The sequence below is a fragment of the Carnobacterium alterfunditum DSM 5972 genome (genome assembly GCF_000744115.1).
Lineage (GTDB): Bacteria > Bacillota > Bacilli > Lactobacillales > Carnobacteriaceae > Carnobacterium_B > Carnobacterium_B alterfunditum.
Genome location: NZ_JQLG01000004.1, coordinates 1,241,052 through 1,261,126, shown reverse-complemented (window position 1 = coordinate 1,261,126; position 20,075 = coordinate 1,241,052). Strand labels below are relative to the sequence as shown.

The 20,075-nt window shown below is 39.4% G+C and carries 11 protein-coding genes and 3 rRNA genes; all 14 read right to left on the bottom strand.

Annotated elements, in window-relative coordinates; all coding sequences use genetic code 11:
* Positions 1-6 precede the first annotated feature (6 nt).
* Positions 7-1,932 carry a beta-glucoside-specific PTS transporter subunit IIABC gene (locus tag BR50_RS06385; RefSeq protein ID WP_034547252.1) on the bottom strand — a complete coding sequence of 642 codons (1,926 nt, stop codon included), beginning with the start codon at positions 1,930-1,932 and terminating at the stop codon, positions 7-9.
* A gap of 137 nt (positions 1,933-2,069) precedes the next feature.
* Positions 2,070-2,912 (bottom strand): BglG family transcription antiterminator LicT, encoded by an 843-nt coding sequence (gene licT / locus BR50_RS06380; RefSeq protein WP_034547250.1) that lies wholly within the window; start codon positions 2,910-2,912, stop codon positions 2,070-2,072.
* Positions 2,913-3,457: 545 nt separating this feature from the next.
* A 5S ribosomal RNA gene (rrf, locus tag BR50_RS06375) occupies positions 3,458-3,573 on the bottom strand.
* Positions 3,574-3,662: 89 nt separating this feature from the next.
* Positions 3,663-6,583, bottom strand: a 23S ribosomal RNA gene (locus tag BR50_RS06370).
* 225 nt (positions 6,584-6,808) lie between these two features.
* A 16S ribosomal RNA gene (locus tag BR50_RS06365) occupies positions 6,809-8,370 on the bottom strand.
* Together the 16S, 23S and 5S rRNA genes form the textbook arrangement of a ribosomal RNA operon.
* Before the next feature lie 643 nt (positions 8,371-9,013).
* A complete protein-coding gene (locus BR50_RS06360; protein ID WP_034547248.1) occupies positions 9,014-10,213 on the bottom strand; it encodes an AI-2E family transporter in 1,200 nt (399 codons plus the stop codon).
* Between the two features lie 406 nt (positions 10,214-10,619).
* Positions 10,620-12,119, bottom strand: a complete 1,500-nt coding sequence (gene lysS, locus BR50_RS06355; RefSeq protein ID WP_034547246.1) for a lysine--tRNA ligase — start codon at positions 12,117-12,119, stop codon at positions 10,620-10,622.
* A 360-nt stretch (positions 12,120-12,479) separates the two neighbouring features.
* Positions 12,480-13,409 (bottom strand): cysteine synthase A, encoded by a 930-nt coding sequence (cysK, locus tag BR50_RS06350; RefSeq protein ID WP_034547244.1) that lies wholly within the window; start codon positions 13,407-13,409, stop codon positions 12,480-12,482.
* A gap of 194 nt (positions 13,410-13,603) precedes the next feature.
* Entirely contained in the window at positions 13,604-14,485 is an 882-nt protein-coding gene (hslO, locus tag BR50_RS06345; RefSeq protein WP_034547242.1) for an Hsp33 family molecular chaperone HslO, read from the bottom strand.
* Between the two features lie 95 nt (positions 14,486-14,580).
* The gene (gene ftsH / locus BR50_RS06340) at positions 14,581-16,752 is read right to left on the bottom strand and encodes an ATP-dependent zinc metalloprotease FtsH (protein ID WP_034547239.1); all 2,172 of its coding nucleotides are present in this window, start codon (positions 16,750-16,752) and stop codon (positions 14,581-14,583) included.
* Positions 16,753-16,856: 104 nt separating this feature from the next.
* A complete protein-coding gene (gene hpt, locus BR50_RS06335) occupies positions 16,857-17,399 on the bottom strand; it encodes a hypoxanthine phosphoribosyltransferase (RefSeq protein WP_034547237.1) in 543 nt (180 codons plus the stop codon).
* Between the two features lie 32 nt (positions 17,400-17,431).
* Complete coding sequence (tilS, locus tag BR50_RS06330; protein ID WP_034549036.1) at positions 17,432-18,838, bottom strand: tRNA lysidine(34) synthetase TilS; 1,407 nt, start codon at positions 18,836-18,838, stop codon at positions 17,432-17,434.
* A 115-nt stretch (positions 18,839-18,953) separates the two neighbouring features.
* A complete protein-coding gene (locus BR50_RS06325) occupies positions 18,954-19,439 on the bottom strand; it encodes a S1 domain-containing RNA-binding protein (RefSeq protein WP_034547235.1) in 486 nt (161 codons plus the stop codon).
* 122 nt (positions 19,440-19,561) lie between these two features.
* Positions 19,562-19,978, bottom strand: coding sequence for an FtsB family cell division protein (locus BR50_RS06320; protein ID WP_034547233.1), 417 nt, complete (start codon positions 19,976-19,978; stop codon positions 19,562-19,564).
* Positions 19,979-20,075 lie beyond the last annotated feature (97 nt).

Here is a 20,075-nt window from a genome sequence, read left to right as displayed (position 1 = left end):
TAATTTTTATATCACTATAGTCATTAATTGTTCTTTTGAAGCAATTGATGTTTTTTCTGTTGTAATGACATCTAGATAATTTTGTGAATTTGTAATAACAATTGGTGTAATGACGCTGTAACCTGAGTCTCTAATTTTTTCAATATCAAATTCGATCAGCAGTTGACCTTTTGCTACTTGATCTCCTTGTTTAACATGTGGAACAAAACCTTCTCCATCCAACTGAACAGTATCCATACCGATATGGATCAAAATTTCGGTACCCTCATCCGAAGTTATCCCAATTGCATGCGAAGTAGGGAATAACATTGTGATGACTCCATTGACCGGTGAAACTAGTTTCCCATCAGTCGGTTCAATAGCAAGCCCTTTGCCCATTGCTCCAGAAGAAAAAGCTTCATCTCGCACATCAAAAAGTGGTAAAATTGATCCTTTTAAAGGACTTTCGATAACATCTTTTCCAATATAAACTTCATTACCTGATTCGATTACGCCATCAGCAGTCGTTTCGGCTACAATTGCATCATCTTCATATAACTTGCCAAAACCTGCAAGATACGTTAATACAAAACTAAGAATAGTTGAAGCGATAATAATGGCGATCACTCCTAATACTGTACCATTGTTTCCACCAGCCGGATTTAAAAAGTTCGTGATTCCAAAAACGCCTAATCCACCTACCATATATATTTTAGCATCAATCAACCCAATAGCTGCCCCACCAATCGCTCCAGCAATACAACTCATGATGAATGGTTTTTTAAGTGGTAAACTAATTCCGTAGATAGCCGGCTCGGTTACTCCAAATATACCGGAAATAATAGAAGGAATACTCAATGATTTAACTTTTTTCTCTTTTGTTTTCATCATAACGGCGATAATCGCACCTGTTTGTGCAAATGAAGCTGCAAAAGACATAGCTACAACAGGATCACTTCCATAAACAGCTAAATTATTAAGTGCTACTGGAATTAGACCCCAGTGTAAACCAAACATAACGAAGATTTGCCAAAATCCGCCGATAATTAAGCCAGCAACAACTGGACTTAAGTTATAAACAGCTAACGTTCCTGCTCCAACCAAACTACCTGCCCAGGTTGCAATAGGGCCAATAATGATAAAAGTTAGTGGGACAACTACTAAGAGTGTAAAGAAGGGAACTAAAAATGTTTTAACAACATCTGGAATGATTTTTTTCAAACCTTTTTCTACTTTTGAAGCTAATATGATAGATAGAATAATTGGAATAACTGAAGAAGAATACGTCATCAAAATAACTGGTATTCCTAAAAATTCAATAAAAACTTGTGACTCAATCAGTGTTCCAGCAAATAATGTGTATAACGGTTCGCCTGCTGTTATACCAGTTAAGGTTGGATAAACCAATGATGCCCCAATCGCCATTGCCGTAAATTGATTCACATTCAATTTTTTACTGGCTGTAAGGGCTAAGAAAATGGGGAAGAAATAAAATAATGAATCCCCGACGGCATTTAATATTTGGTAAGTACCCGATTCAACTGTTAACCATCCAAAAGCTACAAATAAAGCATTGAATCCTTTGATCATCCCGGTAGCTGCTAAAGTTCCCAAAGTTGGTGCAAAAATTCCAGAAATCAAATCAATAAATCTATTGAAAATACTTGTTTTTTCTGAATTTTGTGAATCAGACTCATCTAAAGTATTTAAATTCCCTACTGCCATTACTTCTTGATAAACGTCTGGAACGTGGTTTCCAATAACAACTTGATACTGCCCTCCACTTTTGATCACGGTTACAATTCCATCCATTTTCTTCAACACATCTGTATTTGCTTTACTTTCATCTTTTAACTTGAAACGTAAACGAGTAACACAATGCGTTAAATTGTTAATATTTTCAGTACCGCCAACATTTTCTATAATTGATTTAGCTAGTGCTTCATACTTCATGATAAGTCCTTCTCTCTTTTATTTTTTTAAAAAGAAAAACCTAAATCGATAGCATGATGCATCATTATTAGATACATACTAGCTATCAATCTAGGTTTTGCCCGTTTACACAGTAACAATCCATTATTGATGCGTTGTTATTTAATTTTTTCACTCGTTACTCGTTGGATATGGATCGCTAAGTAAACTTGTTCATCTTTCGATAATAACGTATGATGTTTATTTTCAAGATAGTTATTGATTTTGTTGCTACATTCAAAAGCCTTTGGGTATTTTATTTTTACCTGCTCGAATAAAAAGTCATCATTCGAACTCTTATCACCATGTTCGAGCATTCTACGCGCAAAATATTGTAGATGAGTTACAAAACGAGAGTAGTTAAAGGATTCTTCGTTAAAAACAATACCAAATTGCAATCTCACAATTGTTAAAATATCTTGTACCACTTCCGTCATTTTAACTGTGATCCCTATTTCTTGCCCATCTTGTTTAGCATTCACAATATGTAAAGCCACAGACGCTGCTTCATCTTCACTCATTAGCACACCGAGTTTAGTTTTAATACTTTCTATTGTTTTTAATCCTATATCGTATTCGATTTTATAAAATTTTTTTATTTCCCAAGTTAAAGGGTTTTTTATTTCGATTCCTTCGCTTGTTCGTTTGATTGCATAATTCAAATGGTCGGTTAAGGTTAAATAAATATTATCGCTTAGTTTAGTTTTTAAAATAGTTTGGGCATGGTTGATTGCATCTGATGCTATTTCTATAATTTCAGGTTTGATTTCTCTAAATAAAGTAGAATAATTTTCGATAGCCTCATTTCCTTCTGGCACAAAAGTTTTTTCTATTTTGTCGATTACAATCATATCGCCAACTTTACGTTGAAAAGCAATTCCTCTCCCCATTACGACCATTTCTTCCTTAGTATCAGTCAAAGTAATTACAACATTATTATTCAATACTTTTTCTATTCTCATTTTATCGCTTTATTCACCAACTTTCGCTTATAGAAAATAAAAAACCTAAACTCATTCCAAATGCTCTACCACTAATGGAATAGAACTATTTCGAATCAATTTAGGTTTTGCCTGCCGAAACAGTAACAATCCTTCGTTGAAAATAATATAGCATGCTAAGATTTAAAATGCAAGCGTTTTATCAATTCTATAATTTTTAGTGTTGCTAGATTTATTCCAACTACTTACCCAAAATTTATGGATAACTAAGGTTGCTTGTAGCCTAAAATGAAGTATTGTGGGCAAATAACGCCCAAGTGTATCATGTTTGTAAGCTGCTAAAGCAGCAACAACCATGACAACTTTTTTTAGGCTTCAGGAGGTACCAAGGCTACGCAAGCAGATCCGTCCATTCCAAAGGAAATTTTCATTTTGAATTATCCACACCATTTGACGTAGAACCGTTTTATCAATAAGAGTATCTATCTTTTTACCTTATTAAACTAATTCCCTTAAAAAAACCACCAAAAAAAAAGACACCATCCGAAGATGATGTCTTTTTGGTTGCGTGGCAACGTCCTACTCTCACAAAGGGAAACCCTTCACTACCATCGGCGCTAAGAAGCTTAACTTCTGTGTTCGGCATGGGAACAGGTGTGACCTTCTTGCCATCATCACCACACAATTTCAATCAAGAGAACATTATTCTCTCAAAACTGGATAAGTTAAAAATCGTTTCCGTTCATTGACCGTCTATCACCGTTTAAATCTTTGGTTAAGTCCTCGACCGATTAGTATTGGTCCGCTCCATATATCGCTATACTTCCACTTCCAACCTATCAACCTGATCATCTCTCAGGGGTCTTACTCACTTACGTGATGGGAAATCTCATCTTGAGGGGGGCTTCACGCTTAGATGCTTTCAGCGTTTATCCCGTCCACACATAGCTACCCAGCAATGCCCTTGGCAGAACAACTGGTACACCAGAGGTGTGTCCATCCCGGTCCTCTCGTACTAAGGACAGCTCCTCTCAAATTTCCTACGCCCGCGACGGATAGGGACCGAACTGTCTCACGACGTTCTGAACCCAGCTCGCGTACCGCTTTAATGGGCGAACAGCCCAACCCTTGGGACCGACTACAGCCCCAGGATGCGATGAGCCGACATCGAGGTGCCAAACCTCCCCGTCGATGTGGACTCTTGGGGGAGATAAGCCTGTTATCCCCAGGGTAGCTTTTATCCGTTGAGCGATGGCCCTTCCATACGGAACCACCGGATCACTAAGCCCGACTTTCGTCCCTGCTCGACTTGTAGGTCTCGCAGTCAAGCTCCCTTATGCCTTTACACTCTGCGAATGATTTCCAACCATTCTGAGGGAACCTTTGGGCGCCTCCGTTACACTTTAGGAGGCGACCGCCCCAGTCAAACTGCCCGTCAGACACTGTCTCCCAGCCCGATAAGGGCTGTGGGTTAGAGTGGTCATACAGCAAGGGTAGTATCCCACCAACGCCTCCACCAAGACTGGCGTCCTGGCTTCATTGGCTCCTACCTATCCTGTACAAGCTGTACAAACACTCAATATCAAACTGCAGTAAAGCTCCATGGGGTCTTTCCGTCCTGTCGCGGGTAACCTGCATCTTCACAGGTACTATAATTTCACCGAGTCTCTCGTTGAGACAGTGCCCAGATCGTTACGCCTTTCGTGCGGGTCGGAACTTACCCGACAAGGAATTTCGCTACCTTAGGACCGTTATAGTTACGGCCGCCGTTTACTGGGGCTTCAATTCTGAGCTTCGCCCTAAAGCTAACCCATCCTCTTAACCTTCCAGCACCGGGCAGGCGTCAGCCCCTATACGTCATCTTACGATTTTGCAGAGACCTGTGTTTTTGATAAACAGTCGCCTGGGCCTATTCACTGCGGCTGACCAATTGGTCAGCACCCCTTCTCCCGAAGTTACGGGGTCATTTTGCCGAGTTCCTTAACGAGAGTTCTCTCGCACACCTTAGGATTCTCTCCTCGACTACCTGTGTCGGTTTGCGGTACGGGCAGTTTGTTTCTAACTAGAAGCTTTTCTTGACAGTGTGACATCGGGAACTTCGGTACTTAATTTCCCTCCCCATCACAACTTGTTCTTAAAGAAGCAAGCATTTGACTCACTTCAAAACTTGTTGCTTGGACGTGCATATCCAACAGCACGTATTCCTTAGCCTACTGTGTCCCTCCATTGTTCAAACAAAACAAACTGGTACAGGAATCTCAACCTGTTGTCCATCGTCTACGCCATTCGGCCTCGACTTAGGTCCCGACTAACCCTGGGAGGACGAGCCTTCCCCAGGAAACCTTAGTCATTCGGTGGACGGGATTCTCACCCGTCTTTCGCTACTCATACCGGCATTCTCACTTCTAAGCGCTCCACTAGTCCTCACGATCTAGCTTCAACGCCCTTAGAACGCTCTCCTACCATAGAACCAATGGTTCTATCCACAGCTTCGGTGTTATGTTTAGCCCCGGTAAATTTTCGGCGCAGGGTCACTCGACTAGTGAGCTATTACGCACTCTTTAAATGATGGCTGCTTCTGAGCCAACATCCTAGTTGTCTAAGCAACTCCACATCCTTTTCCACTTAACATAAACTTTGGGACCTTAGCTGGTGGTCTGGGCTGTTTCCCTTTCGACTACGGATCTTATCACTCGCAGTCTGACTCCCGGATATAAATCAATGGCATTCGGAGTTTATCTGAATTCGGTAACCCTAGAAGGGCCCCTAGTCCAAACAGTTGCTCTACCTCCATGATTCTAATTCCGAGGCTAGCCCTAAAGCTATTTCGGAGAGAACCAGCTATCTCCAAGTTCGATTGGAATTTCTCCGCTACCCACACCTCATCCCCGCATTTTTCAACATACGTGGGTTCGGTCCTCCAGTGCGTATTACCGCACCTTCAACCTGGACATGGGTAGATCACTTGGTTTCGGGTCTACGACCACATACTCATTCGCCCTATTCAGACTCGCTTTCGCTACGGCTCCGTCTCATCAACTTAACCTCGCATGTGATCGTAACTCGCCGGTTCATTCTACAAAAGGCACGCTATCACCCATTAACGGGCTTTAACTATTTGTAGGCACACGGTTTCAGGGGCTATTTCACTCCTCTTCCGAGGTTCTTTTCACCTTTCCCTCACGGTACTGGTTCACTATCGGTCACTAGGGAGTATTTAGCCTTGGGAGATGGTCCTCCCGGATTCCGACGGAATTTCTCGTGTTCCGCCGTACTCAGGATACTGATCAGAGTGAAATTGGTTTCGGTTACAGGGCTTTTACCTTCTTCGGCAGACCTTTCCAGATCGCTTCTCCTACCAACTTCATTTATGACTCTATATGTTCAGTCCTACAACCCCAGAAAGCAAGCTTTCTGGTTTGGGCTATTCCCGTTTCGCTCGCCGCTACTCAGGGAATCGATTTTTCTTTCTCTTCCTGCAGGTACTTAGATGTTTCAGTTCTCTGCGTCTACCTCTACTGACCTATGTATTCAGTCAGCAGTAACATCCTATCAAAGATGCTGGGTTCCCCCATTCGGAAATCTTTGGATCAAAGCTCACTTACAGCTCCCCAAAGCATATCGGCGTTAGTCCCGTCCTTCATCGGCTCCTAGTGCCAAGGCATTCACCGTGCGCCCTTATTAACTTAACCTATGGTTAATCGTTAATGTTTAATACTCATCTTTCGATGAGAACCTTAAAAAACTTATTATTTAAAAATTTCGGTGTGTTTCTGGTTTCTTACTTAAATTACGATTTTTAACTTTATCCAGTTTTCAAAGAACAAGGTGTTTCGATTAAAAAGATTGAGAAGATTAGACCTCTCAAAACTAAACAAAGATAAGATGAATGTGTGGGTTTCCGTTATATTCCTTAGAAAGGAGGTGATCCAGCCGCACCTTCCGATACGGCTACCTTGTTACGACTTCACCCCAATTATCTGTCCCACCTTAGGCGGCTGGCTCCCAAAAGGGTTACCTCACCGACTTCGGGTGTTACAAACTCTCGTGGTGTGACGGGCGGTGTGTACAAGACCCGGGAACGTATTCACCGCGGCGTGCTGATCCGCGATTACTAGCGATTCCGGCTTCATGCAGGCGAGTTGCAGCCTACAATCCGAACTGAGAATGGCTTTAAGAGATTAGCTTAGCCTCGCGACTTTGCGACTCGTTGTACCATCCATTGTAGCACGTGTGTAGCCCAGGTCATAAGGGGCATGATGATTTGACGTCATCCCCACCTTCCTCCGGTTTATCACCGGCAGTCTCACTAGAGTGCCCAACTGAATGCTGGCAACTAATAATAGGGGTTGCGCTCGTTGCGGGACTTAACCCAACATCTCACGACACGAGCTGACGACAACCATGCACCACCTGTCACTTTGTCCCCGAAGGGAAAGCCCTATCTCTAGGGTTGTCAAAGGATGTCAAGACCTGGTAAGGTTCTTCGCGTTGCTTCGAATTAAACCACATGCTCCACCGCTTGTGCGGGTCCCCGTCAATTCCTTTGAGTTTCAACCTTGCGGTCGTACTCCCCAGGCGGAGTGCTTAATGCGTTAGCTGCAGCACTGAAGGGCGGAAACCCTCCAACACTTAGCACTCATCGTTTACGGCGTGGACTACCAGGGTATCTAATCCTGTTTGCTCCCCACGCTTTCGAGCCTCAGCGTCAGTTACAGACCAGAGAGTCGCCTTCGCCACTGGTGTTCCTCCACATATCTACGCATTTCACCGCTACACGTGGAATTCCACTCTCCTCTTCTGCACTCAAGTTCCCCAGTTTCCAATGACCTTCCCCGGTTGAGCCGGGGGCTTTCACATCAGACTTAAAGAACCGCCTGCACTCGCTTTACGCCCAATAAATCCGGACAACGCTTGCCACCTACGTATTACCGCGGCTGCTGGCACGTAGTTAGCCGTGGCTTTCTGGTTAGATACCGTCAGGGGATGAGCAGTTACTCTCATCCTTGTTCTTCTCTAACAACAGAGTTTTACGATCCGAAAACCTTCTTCACTCACGCGGCATTGCTCCGTCAGACTTTCGTCCATTGCGGAAGATTCCCTACTGCTGCCTCCCGTAGGAGTCTGGGCCGTGTCTCAGTCCCAGTGTGGCCGATCACCCTCTCAGGTCGGCTACGTATCATCGCCTTGGTGAGCCACTACCTCACCAACTAGCTAATACGCCGCGGGTCCATCCATAAGCGGTAGCCGAAGCCACCTTTCTTCTATTCGTCATGTGACGTTTAGAAATATGCGGTATTAGCATCCGTTTCCGAATGTTATCCCCCTCTTATGGGCAGGTTACCCACGTGTTACTCACCCGTCCGCCACTCCTTGACTTCGGTGGGTGCAAGCACCCGGTGAAGTCAAAGCGTTCGACTTGCATGTATTAGGCATGCCGCCAGCGTTCGTCCTGAGCCAGGATCAAACTCTCATATAAAATGATGCTTGAAGCTCATTATTGAATTGCTAGCGAATAATTATTCACTAATTTTGTTACTGTTGACTTAGCACTGCTAAGTCACCCTCACATTTATTTCATCTTACTTTGTTTAGTTTTCAAAGGTCTAAAGCGTGTTGTTTGTTTGTGACAACTTACTTATAATATCATGTCTCAAACTGTCTGTCAACATTTTTTTAATTTTTATTTCTCGCTTTGTCGGTTTGTTTCAACCTGTCTCAGCGACATGTATTAATATAACAGGGATTAAATGTATCGTCAATAACTTTTGACTAAAAATAAAAAAGAATTTTAATATCCGAACTTTTATTTTTTCTGTTTCATCAAAAAGGTCATTCTTTATTAAATAGCGAATGAATTTGCTGTGTTTACCAGAAACGTTCAACATGAATAGATTTTCATTTTTTTACATATTTATCCTTTTTGCTTTTCTAAATTCGGCAGTACCTTTTTTAAATAGTGTATTAAAAAGAATAGATAAACAACCTGATACAAAAAAAGATCGATAAACCAATGATTATGAACCGACCTCAAAAAGTTAGACTTATCATGGTCGCTACGTTACCTATCACGGTTTATTGATCTTTCCTATCTGTAGCTTAAAAATTGCGATTCAACTTGTTTATTTTAAATCTTCTGACTTGTTTTGTTCTTGATAGTTATCTGGCGTAAATTCAGCGTTCTCATATTCTCCTGCCACGTCACCATAGTACTTGTTATAGCGTTGCTTGAATTTTCGAAATACGAATGTTGCTATTACTCTTGAAATAGCATAAATCGGTATGCCTAACACCAAACCGATAAAACCAAGCAGGTCTCCTAACACAAGTAAAACAATAACGATTGTTAGAGGATGAACATTTAAATTTTTTCCCATGATATTGGGTTCAACGACATTTCCATCAACAAACTGTATGATTGCCCATACGATCAGTAATTTAAGGACCATAAACCACGAAGTAATTAAAGCTACTATGATCGCCGGTATCATCGCAAGAGCTGCCCCTACGTACGGGATAATACTTGTAAATAATACTACTATAGCTAATATACCTGAATAATCTAAACCAATTATAGAGAAACCTATAAACATCATGACACCTAAGGAAAGGGAAATCATTAATTGTCCCTTGATATAAGAACCTACTTGTTCATTGATTGTTGCAAAGATATTCTTTACATCTTTTCTGAATTTCGGCGGAATGATTTTAATCGTGTACCTGAAAAATTTTTCATCATCTTTTAATAAGAAGAAAGCAATGATCGGAAATGTGACAATCACCACTACAACATTCGAAACCGTAGAAAAGATGTTTGTCAGCCCGTTTACGGCTGTGTCAAAATAGTCGACAGCAAGACTTGGCAGATTGCTCACCCAGCCATTTAGCCATTCCACAAGATTGCCTGCTAAATTTTCAAGCGGTGTACCCTCTACCCAGCCTAAGACAGCTGTTCCAATCGAATCAACATAAGATGGAAAATTATCAACCAAGCTTGTCACTTGATCTTGGATTGGTGGGAACGCTAAAGCTACTAAACCTACCAGGATACCAATAATAGCAATAAATAAAATAGTTACTCCCCAAATTCGTTTTACTTTATGACGTTCCATCCAATCCACAGCGGGATTTAAGAGGTAATAAAAAATAAAGGCTAAAACCATCGGGGCAATTAAAGTTGAAAAAATAACTTTTACCGGTTCAAAAATAAAAGCGATCGCATTATAAATATAAATTAGTATCCCTAACATTATAAGAATAAGCAAGGTGAAAAGAATAGTATTACCACCTAAATAATCGATAAATTTTGTTTTCTCTTTCATCAGATACCTCCTAATTTTAAGTTACTTTAACCTTTTTTATGTAAAAAATTCTCTTTATCACTTCATTTTAAACCACTTCATATCTAAAGTAAAAAAAATCAACCCCTCTTAAGAGATTGATTTTTTATGGATCTATAATTTTTTAGTGTTGATAAACTTAATCTAATGGCATTACTTACCCAAATTTCTGGAGGAATAGGGTTGCTTGTAGCCTAAAATGAAGCACTGTGGGCAAATAACGCCCAAGTGTATCATGTTTGTAAGCTGCTAAAGCAGCAACAACCATGACAACTTTCTTTTAGGCTTCAGGCGTTCCCTTGGCTCTCCACAAGCAAACCCGTCCATTCCAGAAGAAATTTTTTTGAAGCATCCACACCATTTGATGTAGAACCTTTTTTATTTTTATTTATTGATTGCGCATAGTTGGGAATAATAACACATCTCGAATAGATTGTGCATCCGTTAGTAACATAACTAATCGGTCAATTCCGATTCCTAAACCACCAGTTGGAGGCATACCATACTCTAAAGATTCAATAAAATCTTCATCGATCATATGGGCTTCCTCATTTCCTAAAGCACGTTCTTTCATTTGTGCTTCAAAACGATCCCTCTGGTCAATCGGATCATTTAATTCACTAAAAGCATTTCCGTATTCATTACCTACGATAAATGCTTCAAAACGATCCGTAAAGCGCGGATCCTCTACATTTTTCTTAGCTAATGGTGAAATTTCTAAAGGATGTCCATAAATGAATGTCGGTTGAATCAGTTTATCTTCCACAAATTTTTCAAAGAATTCATTCACTACATGACCAAATTGACTATGTTCCGTTACAGGTACATCATGTTCTTTAGCCAATGCACGTGCCTCTTCATTCGTCATTTGTTTCCAAAAGTCTACACCAGAGTGTTCTTTTATGGCATCAACCATATGTTGTCGTTTCCAAGGAGATTCTAAATCTATATTCTGTTCGTTATAAGTGATTTTCCCTGTACCTAAGACACGTTGTGCTACGGTGCGGATCAATCCTTCAACTAGATCCATCACATCTTCAAAATCAGTATACGCTGTATAAGCTTCTAACATCGTAAATTCTGGATTATGAGTTGTATCTACTCCTTCATTACGGAAAACTCGCCCAATTTCGTAAACTTTTTCCATGCCGCCAACAATCAAGCGTTTCAAATGCAATTCAAGAGCTATACGTAAATACAGTTCCATATCTAAAGTATTGTGGTGGGTAATAAAGGGACGTGCAGCAGCACCACCGGCTAAGTTGTGTAGCGTTGGTGTCTCTACTTCTAGGTAATCTTGTTCATTTAGATAATTACGAACTTCACGGATAATTTGGCTGCGTTTTGTAAAACGGTCGAAGCTTTCACGGTTACTAATCAAATCCAAGTAACGCTGACGGTACCGTTGTTCAACATTTGTCAATCCATGGTATTTATCTGGTAACGGGCGTAACGCTTTTGATAATTGAGTAACTGAAGTTGGTTTGATAGTCACTTCACCCGTATCAGTTTTCATGATTGTGCCAGTAACACCAATAAAGTCTCCTAAATCAGCATTCTTGAAAGTAGCATAGTCTTCTTCACCAACTGCATCTTTACGTACGTAGATCTGAATTTGCCCTTTACGGTCTTGCAAGTGAGCAAACCCAACTTTTCCTTTACCGCGTTTAGTCATAATACGACCTGCAACAGTTGCTGTTTCCTCTTTTTCTGCTATTTCTTCTTTAGTAAATTCATCATATTTTTCATGTAGTTCATTTGATAAATGCGTTCTTTCAAAACGTCCACCAAACGGATCAACATTACGCTCACGCAAAGCATCTAACTTTTCACGGCGGACAATCAATTGATCATTTAATTCTTCATGGTTTAATTCCTCATGGCTCATTATTTCCGCTCCATTCCATTTATAAATTTCTTCGTACTCAAATCATCACCCTTAATAATGCCAACATAACGAAAAAAAAGCAAGGAAATTACAAATGTTCTCATACATTTCCCAACTTTTTTATTTTACTTTCTTATTTAACGACTAACTCGATCGGTTTTTCAGTTTATATTCTTCCATATCTTCAATAAAAGAGTCTAGTCCATCAGCAATTTTTTAAGTTCGCTATTGTCCAACTCTTCTTACTTAGCTTTTATGCTAGCGTTTTGAAGTGTATCTATCAATATATCTCAAAAACTAGTTAAAAAGGAATGGCAAAAAGGGTGGAACTTGTCGTCTCGACCCTTTAACTTATTTTTATTAATCTACATATGGAAATACATTCGTCGATAGATAGCGTTCCCCATTGTCAGGTGCTATAGTAATAACTTTTTTTCCTTGTCCTAACTTTTTAGCTACTTCAATGGCTCCTTTGATCGCAGCACCTGAAGAAATACCAACCAACAAGCCTTCTTCTGCAGCCAGACGACGAGTCATCTCAAAGGCTTCCTCACTAGAAACTTGTATGACTTCATCATAGATGATCGTATCTAACACTTTAGGCACAAATCCTGTACCGATGCCTTGAATTTTATGTGGTCCTTTAACCCCTCCACTTAAAACAGGCGATTCAGTCGGTTCTAAGGCATATATTTTAATAGAAGGATCGGCTTTTTTTAATACTTGCCCAACTCCTGTTATTGTTCCACCCGTACCTATTGCAGAAATAAATGCATCAGGGACAACATTCCCAAAAGCTTCTAAAATTTCTGGACCGGTTGTAGCAGCGTGTACTGCCGGATTAGCAATATTTTCAAATTGCATCGGCATGAAATAGCCTTTGGTTTCTGCAAGTTCTGTTGCTTTTTGAATTGAAGCTGATATTCCACCTGTTCCTGGTGTTAAAACAAGTTCCGCGCCATAAGCCTTCAATAATTTTCTACGCTCTACACTCATCGTATCAGGCATAACAAAAATTGCTTTGTAACCTTTTGCAGCCGCAATCATCGCTAAACCAACACCAGTATTTCCACTTGTTGGTTCGATGATCGTATCACCTGGTTTTAATTTACCTTCTTGTTCTGCTACTTCGATCATATTTAAAGCTACACGATCTTTTGTACTTCCACCTACATTAAATGATTCTAACTTTACATAAACCTCAGCTGCATCTGCAGGAACAACCTTTGTTAAACGAATAATCGGTGTTTCTCCAATTAGATCTGTTACCGAATGAACTACTTTCACCATATTAAGTTACCTCCTAAAATTAAATGCTTTATCCCTTAAGTCTAAAGTTTATCGCTTACAATATCAAGTACAACGTTTTAAAACCATTATTGACTCTTGATAACTTGGCTATTATTTATTGACCTCAGTAAAGCTAGACAATTAAAAAAGCTTTAAACAGCTGACTTTTCGCCGACTGCCTAAAGCTCTCTTTATTAATTAGTTGAACTTTCTTTTAAAGCTTCTAATTCTTCAACATTGTAGTGGTAATGATTGCCGCAAAAATGACAAGTAGCCTCTGCACCTTGATCTTCAGTGATCATGTCATCGATCTCTTTCGAACCTAATGCAATGATGGCTCTAGAAAAACGATCTTTAGAACAATCACATTTAAATGCTATAGGCATTTTTTCTAAAATCTTAGCATTTCCTACACCTACTAAACGTTCAAGTATTTCTTCAGGTGTTTCTCCGTTTTCCATTAAATGAGAAACCATCGGGATAGATGCAATGCTTTGTTCTAATTTAGTGATTGTTTCATCTGTTGCATCCGGCATGACTTGGATCATAAATCCACCAGCTATTTTGACAGAATCATCTGTATCTATTAAAACGCTTAGCCCAAATGCTGCAGGGGTTTGCTCGGAATTTGCCATGTAATAAGTGAAGTCTTCCCCTAATTCTCCACTGACTAAAGGAACCTGACCTGAAAAAGCGGCTTTCATTCCAAGATCTTTTGTGACCGTCAAACTTCCTTGTGTCCCAACTGCTCCGCGAACATCTATTTTACCGGACTCATTCGGCGGTAGGCTTACTTTCGGATTGGCAATGTAACCTTTCACTTCACCTTTTCCATTACTGTCTACAACAATATGTCCAACCGGACCATTTCCTTCAACTTTAACGGTAATTTTTTCTTCACCTTTTAAAGTTGCTCCTAGCAATAATGCCCCAACCATTGTACGACCTAAAGCTGCTGAGGAAGAGCTCCAAGTATCATGTCTCTGTTGCGCTTCTCTCACTGTTTTGGTTGCATCAATTGTATACACGCGTACTTGTCCATCATAACAAATACTTTTCAATAAATAATCTGACATTTGTTTATCTCCTTTAGTAGTTTATTTTTTCTAAATCCAGTCCAAAAGAGGAACGCAACAGTGTCGCATTCCTCTTCCGTCTTTTACTTATTAGATTACGAATGTTTTGAAGAGTCGTCATCAGTTGAAGAACTATCGTTAGATTTATCTTCATCACTATGATCAAGATCCTCATTTGTGCCTAATTCTTTTTTGACTTCTTCCACAATGTCTTCGCCTTTAACAGTACGCTTATTTTCTTCTAACGCTTCTTGCTCTTTTTTCAGACGTTCAGCTTCCTTAGCCTCACGAGCTTTTTTTGCTTCTTCAAAAGTAGCACCGTCTGCTTCATGCGGAAATTCTTCTTTCGCAGTATCAGAAACTGAAGGCATTTCGCCAGTTTCAAACAAACTCTTGATAGTGCGTTCGTCTAACGTTTCAATTTCAAGTAATTTTTCAGCAATTAGTTTGTGTTCAGCTTTATATTGTTCCAAGATTTTACGAGCTTCAGTGTGAGCTTCCACAATAATGCTGCGAACTTCTTGGTCAATTTCATAAGCAATTTGTTCAGAATAAGCTTTTGTTTGACCATAATCACGTCCTACAAATACTTGATGATTTCCTTCATATTGAACAGGACCTAATTTATCACTCATACCGTATTCTGTAACCATACTTCGAGCTAATTGAGTTGCTTGTTGGAAGTCATTGCTTGCTCCAGATGATTGCGAATTAAACACCATCTCTTCAGCAACACGTCCACCGAGCAATCCTACAATTTGTTCAGACATTTCTTTTTTAGTCATTAAGAAGCGATCTTCTTTAGGAAGCATGATCGCGTATCCGCCTGCTTTCCCACGAGGAACGATCGTAACTTTATGAACAATACGTGCATCATTCAGAACCATTCCGACAATTGTATGTCCAGATTCATGATAAGCAACCATTGCACGTTCTGTTTTACTAATGACACGGTCTTTTTTAGCTGGACCAGCAATAACACGGTCTTGAGCTTCATCAAGATCTAACGCATCTATTTCTTTCTTGTTGCGACGAGCTGCTACTAGAGCTGCTTCATTTAGCACATTTTCTAAATCTGCTCCAGAGAAACCTGGAGTTTGTCTTGCTACAACTGCGAGGTCAACATCAGACGCTAAAGGTTTATTTTTAGCATGTACTTTCAAGATGGCTTCACGGCCCTTAACATCTGGATGACCTACTAAGATCTGACGGTCAAAACGACCTGGACGTAACAATGCCGGATCTAATACATCGGAACGGTTTGTAGCAGCAATGACGATAACTCCTTCATTCCCTGAAAAACCATCCATTTCTACTAATAGTTGATTCAATGTTTGCTCACGTTCGTCATGTCCGCCGCCCATTCCTGCGCCACGTTGACGACCAACAGCATCAATTTCATCAATAAAGATAATAGCTGGTGCTGTTTTCTTAGCATTCTCAAACAAGTCACGTACACGACTTGCTCCGACCCCAACAAACATTTCAACAAATTCTGAACCAGAAATCGAGAAGAAAGGTACTCCTGCTTCACCAGCAACAGCTTTAGCTAGCAATGTTTTACCCGTTCCTGGAGGTCCTTCTAACAAGACACCTGCTGGAATACGTGCTCCTAAAGCTGCAAAACGTCTAGGATCCTTCAAGAATTCAACTACTTCAACAAGTTCTTCTTTCTCTTCGTCAGCTCCTGCTACATCGGAGAATCGAACTTTGCTGGCTTTACTATCAGCTTCCTTAGCTTTTGATTTACCAAAGTTCATCACGCCTCGTCCACCTTGACCAGCGCCGCCTTGACCGCTTTGTCCCATCATCATGTAGATGAAGAAAACAAAAATAACTAAAGGCAATACTGAAATCAATAATGTAACCCATATACCTGTTGTTTCTTCTTGTTGCGGTGTATACACAATATTACTTTCATCTGCCAATGCTGTTATTTCTTGTACAGATGAATCGTTTTGCAAAATAGCAGTTGTGAACGTTGTACTTGTTGTCTCTGTTGTGCCAAAAATGTCAACAGCTTGACTAGAACTCTCCTCTGCGGGTTGTTCTTCACGGTACTCACCCGTGATTTGATACACTCCAGCTTTAGGCTGAATCGTAAATGATTTTATCTTGTTCTCTTCTAATTGCGTTACGAATTCACTAGCTGAAAGAGTTGTATTATCTTCCCCTGAGTTTCCATCTGTTGCCCAAGTTACAATTCCTATAATGACTAAGAAAACGATCGCATAGAAGAACCCATTTTTAAAGAGTCCTTTTTTCATTGTGCCCTCCTTCTACAAACAAACTTTTTAAGTTCTATTCTGTATTTTAATATAAATGATTCTTAATTCTGTTTATTGTATCATATTTGACCAACATTGACCATTTATTTCTCTTCGTAAATTTCGGGTTTTAGAATCCCGATATATGGTAAGTTTCGGTATCTTTCCGCATAATCCAAGCCATACCCGACAACAAATTCATTTGGAACTAAAAAACCGACATAATCAGCTGTAATATCCACGACACGACCTTCTGGTTTATCTAGCAATGTAACGATTTTAACTGAACGAGCTTTACGGTACTTAAACATGTCGGCCAAGTAACTCAATGTCCGACCACTATCAATGATATCTTCTACTAATAGCAAATCGCGGCCTTCTACATTTGTATTTAGATCTTTAACGATTTTGACTTCACCTGAAGAAACTGTTCCATTTCCGTAACTCGAAACGTCCATGTAGTCCATTTCCAAGTAAATATCCATTTCTTTCACTAGATCAGATAAAAAAGGCATAGCTCCTTTTAAAATGCCTACCACTAGGGGATTCTTATCTTGATAGTCTTTCGTCAACTGTTTCCCTAATTCTTTTGTTTTTTCAGCTAATTGCTCTTGCGAAAAAAGTACGCGTTCCATATCATTTTTCATTGTTCAAGTTCTCCTTTTCATCACATCTGCTCTTATTTACTTTCATAAATGAGTATGTAATGTATTTTATCAGTTTCTGGGACAATAGACAATCTTGATTCCTTATATTCTACTAACCAAATAATTTCTTCTTTGCTATCTGTTACTAATATAGCTTCTTCACGCTTATGCAGCGGGATTTTTTGATCAATAAATAGGTCTTTGATTTTCTTGCTACCAGTTTCTAATCCTTTTAAAGTCATACGATCGCCGGGTCTCCGATTTCTAACTTGCAACGGCAAACGAACACTCGCTGGATCTAGCCAGATAACTTGCTTTGTTTTATTTGGAACTTCGATTTCTTTTGTTGCCTGGAATAAACCAATTCTTGCTCCATTGGGTAATGTCACCCATTCTTCTAAGTGTAATGAGAGGGTACCCGTTATTTTTTTATCAGACTCTTCATGCTGACCTTTTTCTTTTAAGAAATAAAATTTTTGATAATTTCTTTGACCAATCCAGGTTCCAGGTAAATCAAGTTGACTATTCGGTGTATCATTCTCTAGCAAGCTGATGATTTGCATTTGATGCTTTCTTCCAAAATCACTGGTTTCTGTTTCAAATAGTTTATTGAACAAGAATTGCATAACTTGACGTTTCATTGCAGGTTCAAGAATTAAAAACTGTTGAACATCAAGCTCCCAGCAAAATGGATTTCTTTGAAAACAAGTATTTGACGCAATTTCTTCGATTTCTTTTTTAGCTATCGTGATCACATCTTGCAGATCAGATGAAAAATCAGAAAAATGAGTTAATACTTTGGCATTTTCTTTTTTTAGCAAAGGAGCGATTTGATGTCTGTAGCGATTTCTCGTATAATTCAAACTTTTATTTGTCTCATCCTCATAAAAAGATAGTGTGCGTGATCGACTATACTGGTAGATGCTCTTCTTACTATAATCTAACAACGGTCGAGTCAACAGACTTCCATAAAAAGGTCTTTGTTTTTTTATTCCTGCAATACTCTCTAGCTGACCACCACGAACTAATCGCATCAAAATAGTTTCCATTTGATCATCTGCATGATGCCCTGTAAGCAGATGCGTTGCTTGTTCTTCTTTCAAAACTTCATGAAAAAAGCCATACCTGAATTCTCTAGCTGCAGCTTCCGTTCCTTCAGCTGGATGTTCCTTTACAGACCATCTCTTAAGAAAAAATGGAATACCCTTATCTTTGCAATATTGAGAAAGAAATCTTTCTTCTTCTATAGAAACATCTCTCAACTGGTGATTGACATGGACGATCCCAAACCAAGGTTTAATACCTTCGGGCAGTCGCTGGATCAAATCTAACAACACCATAGAATCAACCCCACCAGACACGGCTAGCAGCAGACGATCTGTTGGTTTCCAATAGAGATTATTTTGACAATTCTCTAAAAAACTAGCATACATAGTCATTTCAGCTGCTCCTTTATGTTGAATCTGATTAGTGAGTCTACTGATAATGAATCGATTTGATCTAAATGAGTGTAACATAAAAAGGATAAGTCTCCTTATCCTTTAACTTTAATTTTTAATTACGACGTCCGCCGCGTCCGCCACGTTTGCCTTCTGTGTTACGTTTAAGAGAAGTTAAACGATCGTCGCTGTCTTTTATGAACGAACTCATCAATGAATCAAAATCTTCTTTCTTTGGTCCTGCATTTCTTGCTCCTCGGTCTGTTTTTTGGTAACCACTACTGCTGCGGCCTGTGCTGCTGCTGTCGCGACGCCCTTGATAGCTTCCAGTTTTTTCACGAGGAGAAGGAGTTGTTTCAACTGGTTTATCTACCGCACGTCTAATAGAAAGACCTATTTTACCGTCATCTCCAATGGACATTACTTTAACAGTAACTTGTTCCCCTACTTTTAATACGTCTTTGATATCCTTAATGAAGCTATCTGAAACTTCACTAATATGAACTAACCCTGTTTTTCTATCACCTAAATCGATGAACGCACCAAAATTCGTAATTCCTGAAACCGTACCTGTAACCTTTTCTCCAACTTCAATTGACATATAAAATTGCTTCCTCCTTAAAACTTTTACGGTTATTATACCATGATATCTTTTGACATAAAACGATTATTTTTTTTATTAAAATTAAATTTAATTCTACTCTTTAATTTGACTATTTTCATTTACTTGTTTTCAGAATCATCTGTTTTTTCAATTTCATTTGCTTCATTATCTTCTGGCAAGCTAAAAACAATTTCGTTTTCTTCGGATAAATAATACTGACTACGCGCTACTTTAGCAACATAATCTTCATTTTCTAATTTTTTGATTTGACCATTTAACTCTGCTTGTTCTTTTTCAACAAGCTTTAATTCCGTTCGGGCTTCTGTTTTTTCTTCTTCCATTTGAGAGATTGTTTGGGTATTTGTCCATATATTGATGGCAAATCCTGAAACAAAGAATCCACCAACAAAAAGGATCCCTACAATTCTTCTGCGCATATGACGTTTTTGTTTTCGTTTCCGAAGAGATTCAAACGTTTTATTATGTGTATACTCATTGTTTAATTTGGAGACATTGGTTGGATTTTCTTCCTTCATGAAACGATTCACCTTCTATTCTCACTTATGAAATGATTATAGCAAGAAAGCAGTTACTTTGTCTATCTATCAGTTCAAATACAAAAAAAATCATTGT

What these genes read in the sequence shown, in the direction of transcription:
- BR50_RS06325 (WP_034547235.1), bottom strand. Translation starts at nt 19,439, where the DNA reads ATGTCAATTGAAGTTGGAGAAAAGGTTACAGGTACGGTTTCAGGAATT.
- hpt (WP_034547237.1), bottom strand. Translation starts at nt 17,399, where the DNA reads ATGAAAAATGATATGGAACGCGTACTTTTTTCGCAAGAGCAATTAGCT.
- hslO (WP_034547242.1), bottom strand. Translation starts at nt 14,485, where the DNA reads ATGTCAGATTATTTATTGAAAAGTATTTGTTATGATGGACAAGTACGC.
- BR50_RS06385 (WP_034547252.1), bottom strand. Translation starts at nt 1,932, where the DNA reads ATGAAGTATGAAGCACTAGCTAAATCAATTATAGAAAATGTTGGCGGT.
- tilS (WP_034549036.1), bottom strand. Translation starts at nt 18,838, where the DNA reads ATGACTATGTATGCTAGTTTTTTAGAGAATTGTCAAAATAATCTCTAT.
- ftsH (WP_034547239.1), bottom strand. Translation starts at nt 16,752, where the DNA reads ATGAAAAAAGGACTCTTTAAAAATGGGTTCTTCTATGCGATCGTTTTC.
- BR50_RS06320 (WP_034547233.1), bottom strand. Translation starts at nt 19,978, where the DNA reads ATGAAGGAAGAAAATCCAACCAATGTCTCCAAATTAAACAATGAGTAT.
- lysS (WP_034547246.1), bottom strand. Translation starts at nt 12,119, where the DNA reads ATGAGCCATGAGGAATTAAACCATGAAGAATTAAATGATCAATTGATT.
- licT (WP_034547250.1), bottom strand. Translation starts at nt 2,912, where the DNA reads ATGAGAATAGAAAAAGTATTGAATAATAATGTTGTAATTACTTTGACT.
- cysK (WP_034547244.1), bottom strand. Translation starts at nt 13,409, where the DNA reads ATGGTGAAAGTAGTTCATTCGGTAACAGATCTAATTGGAGAAACACCG.
- BR50_RS06360 (WP_034547248.1), bottom strand. Translation starts at nt 10,213, where the DNA reads ATGAAAGAGAAAACAAAATTTATCGATTATTTAGGTGGTAATACTATT.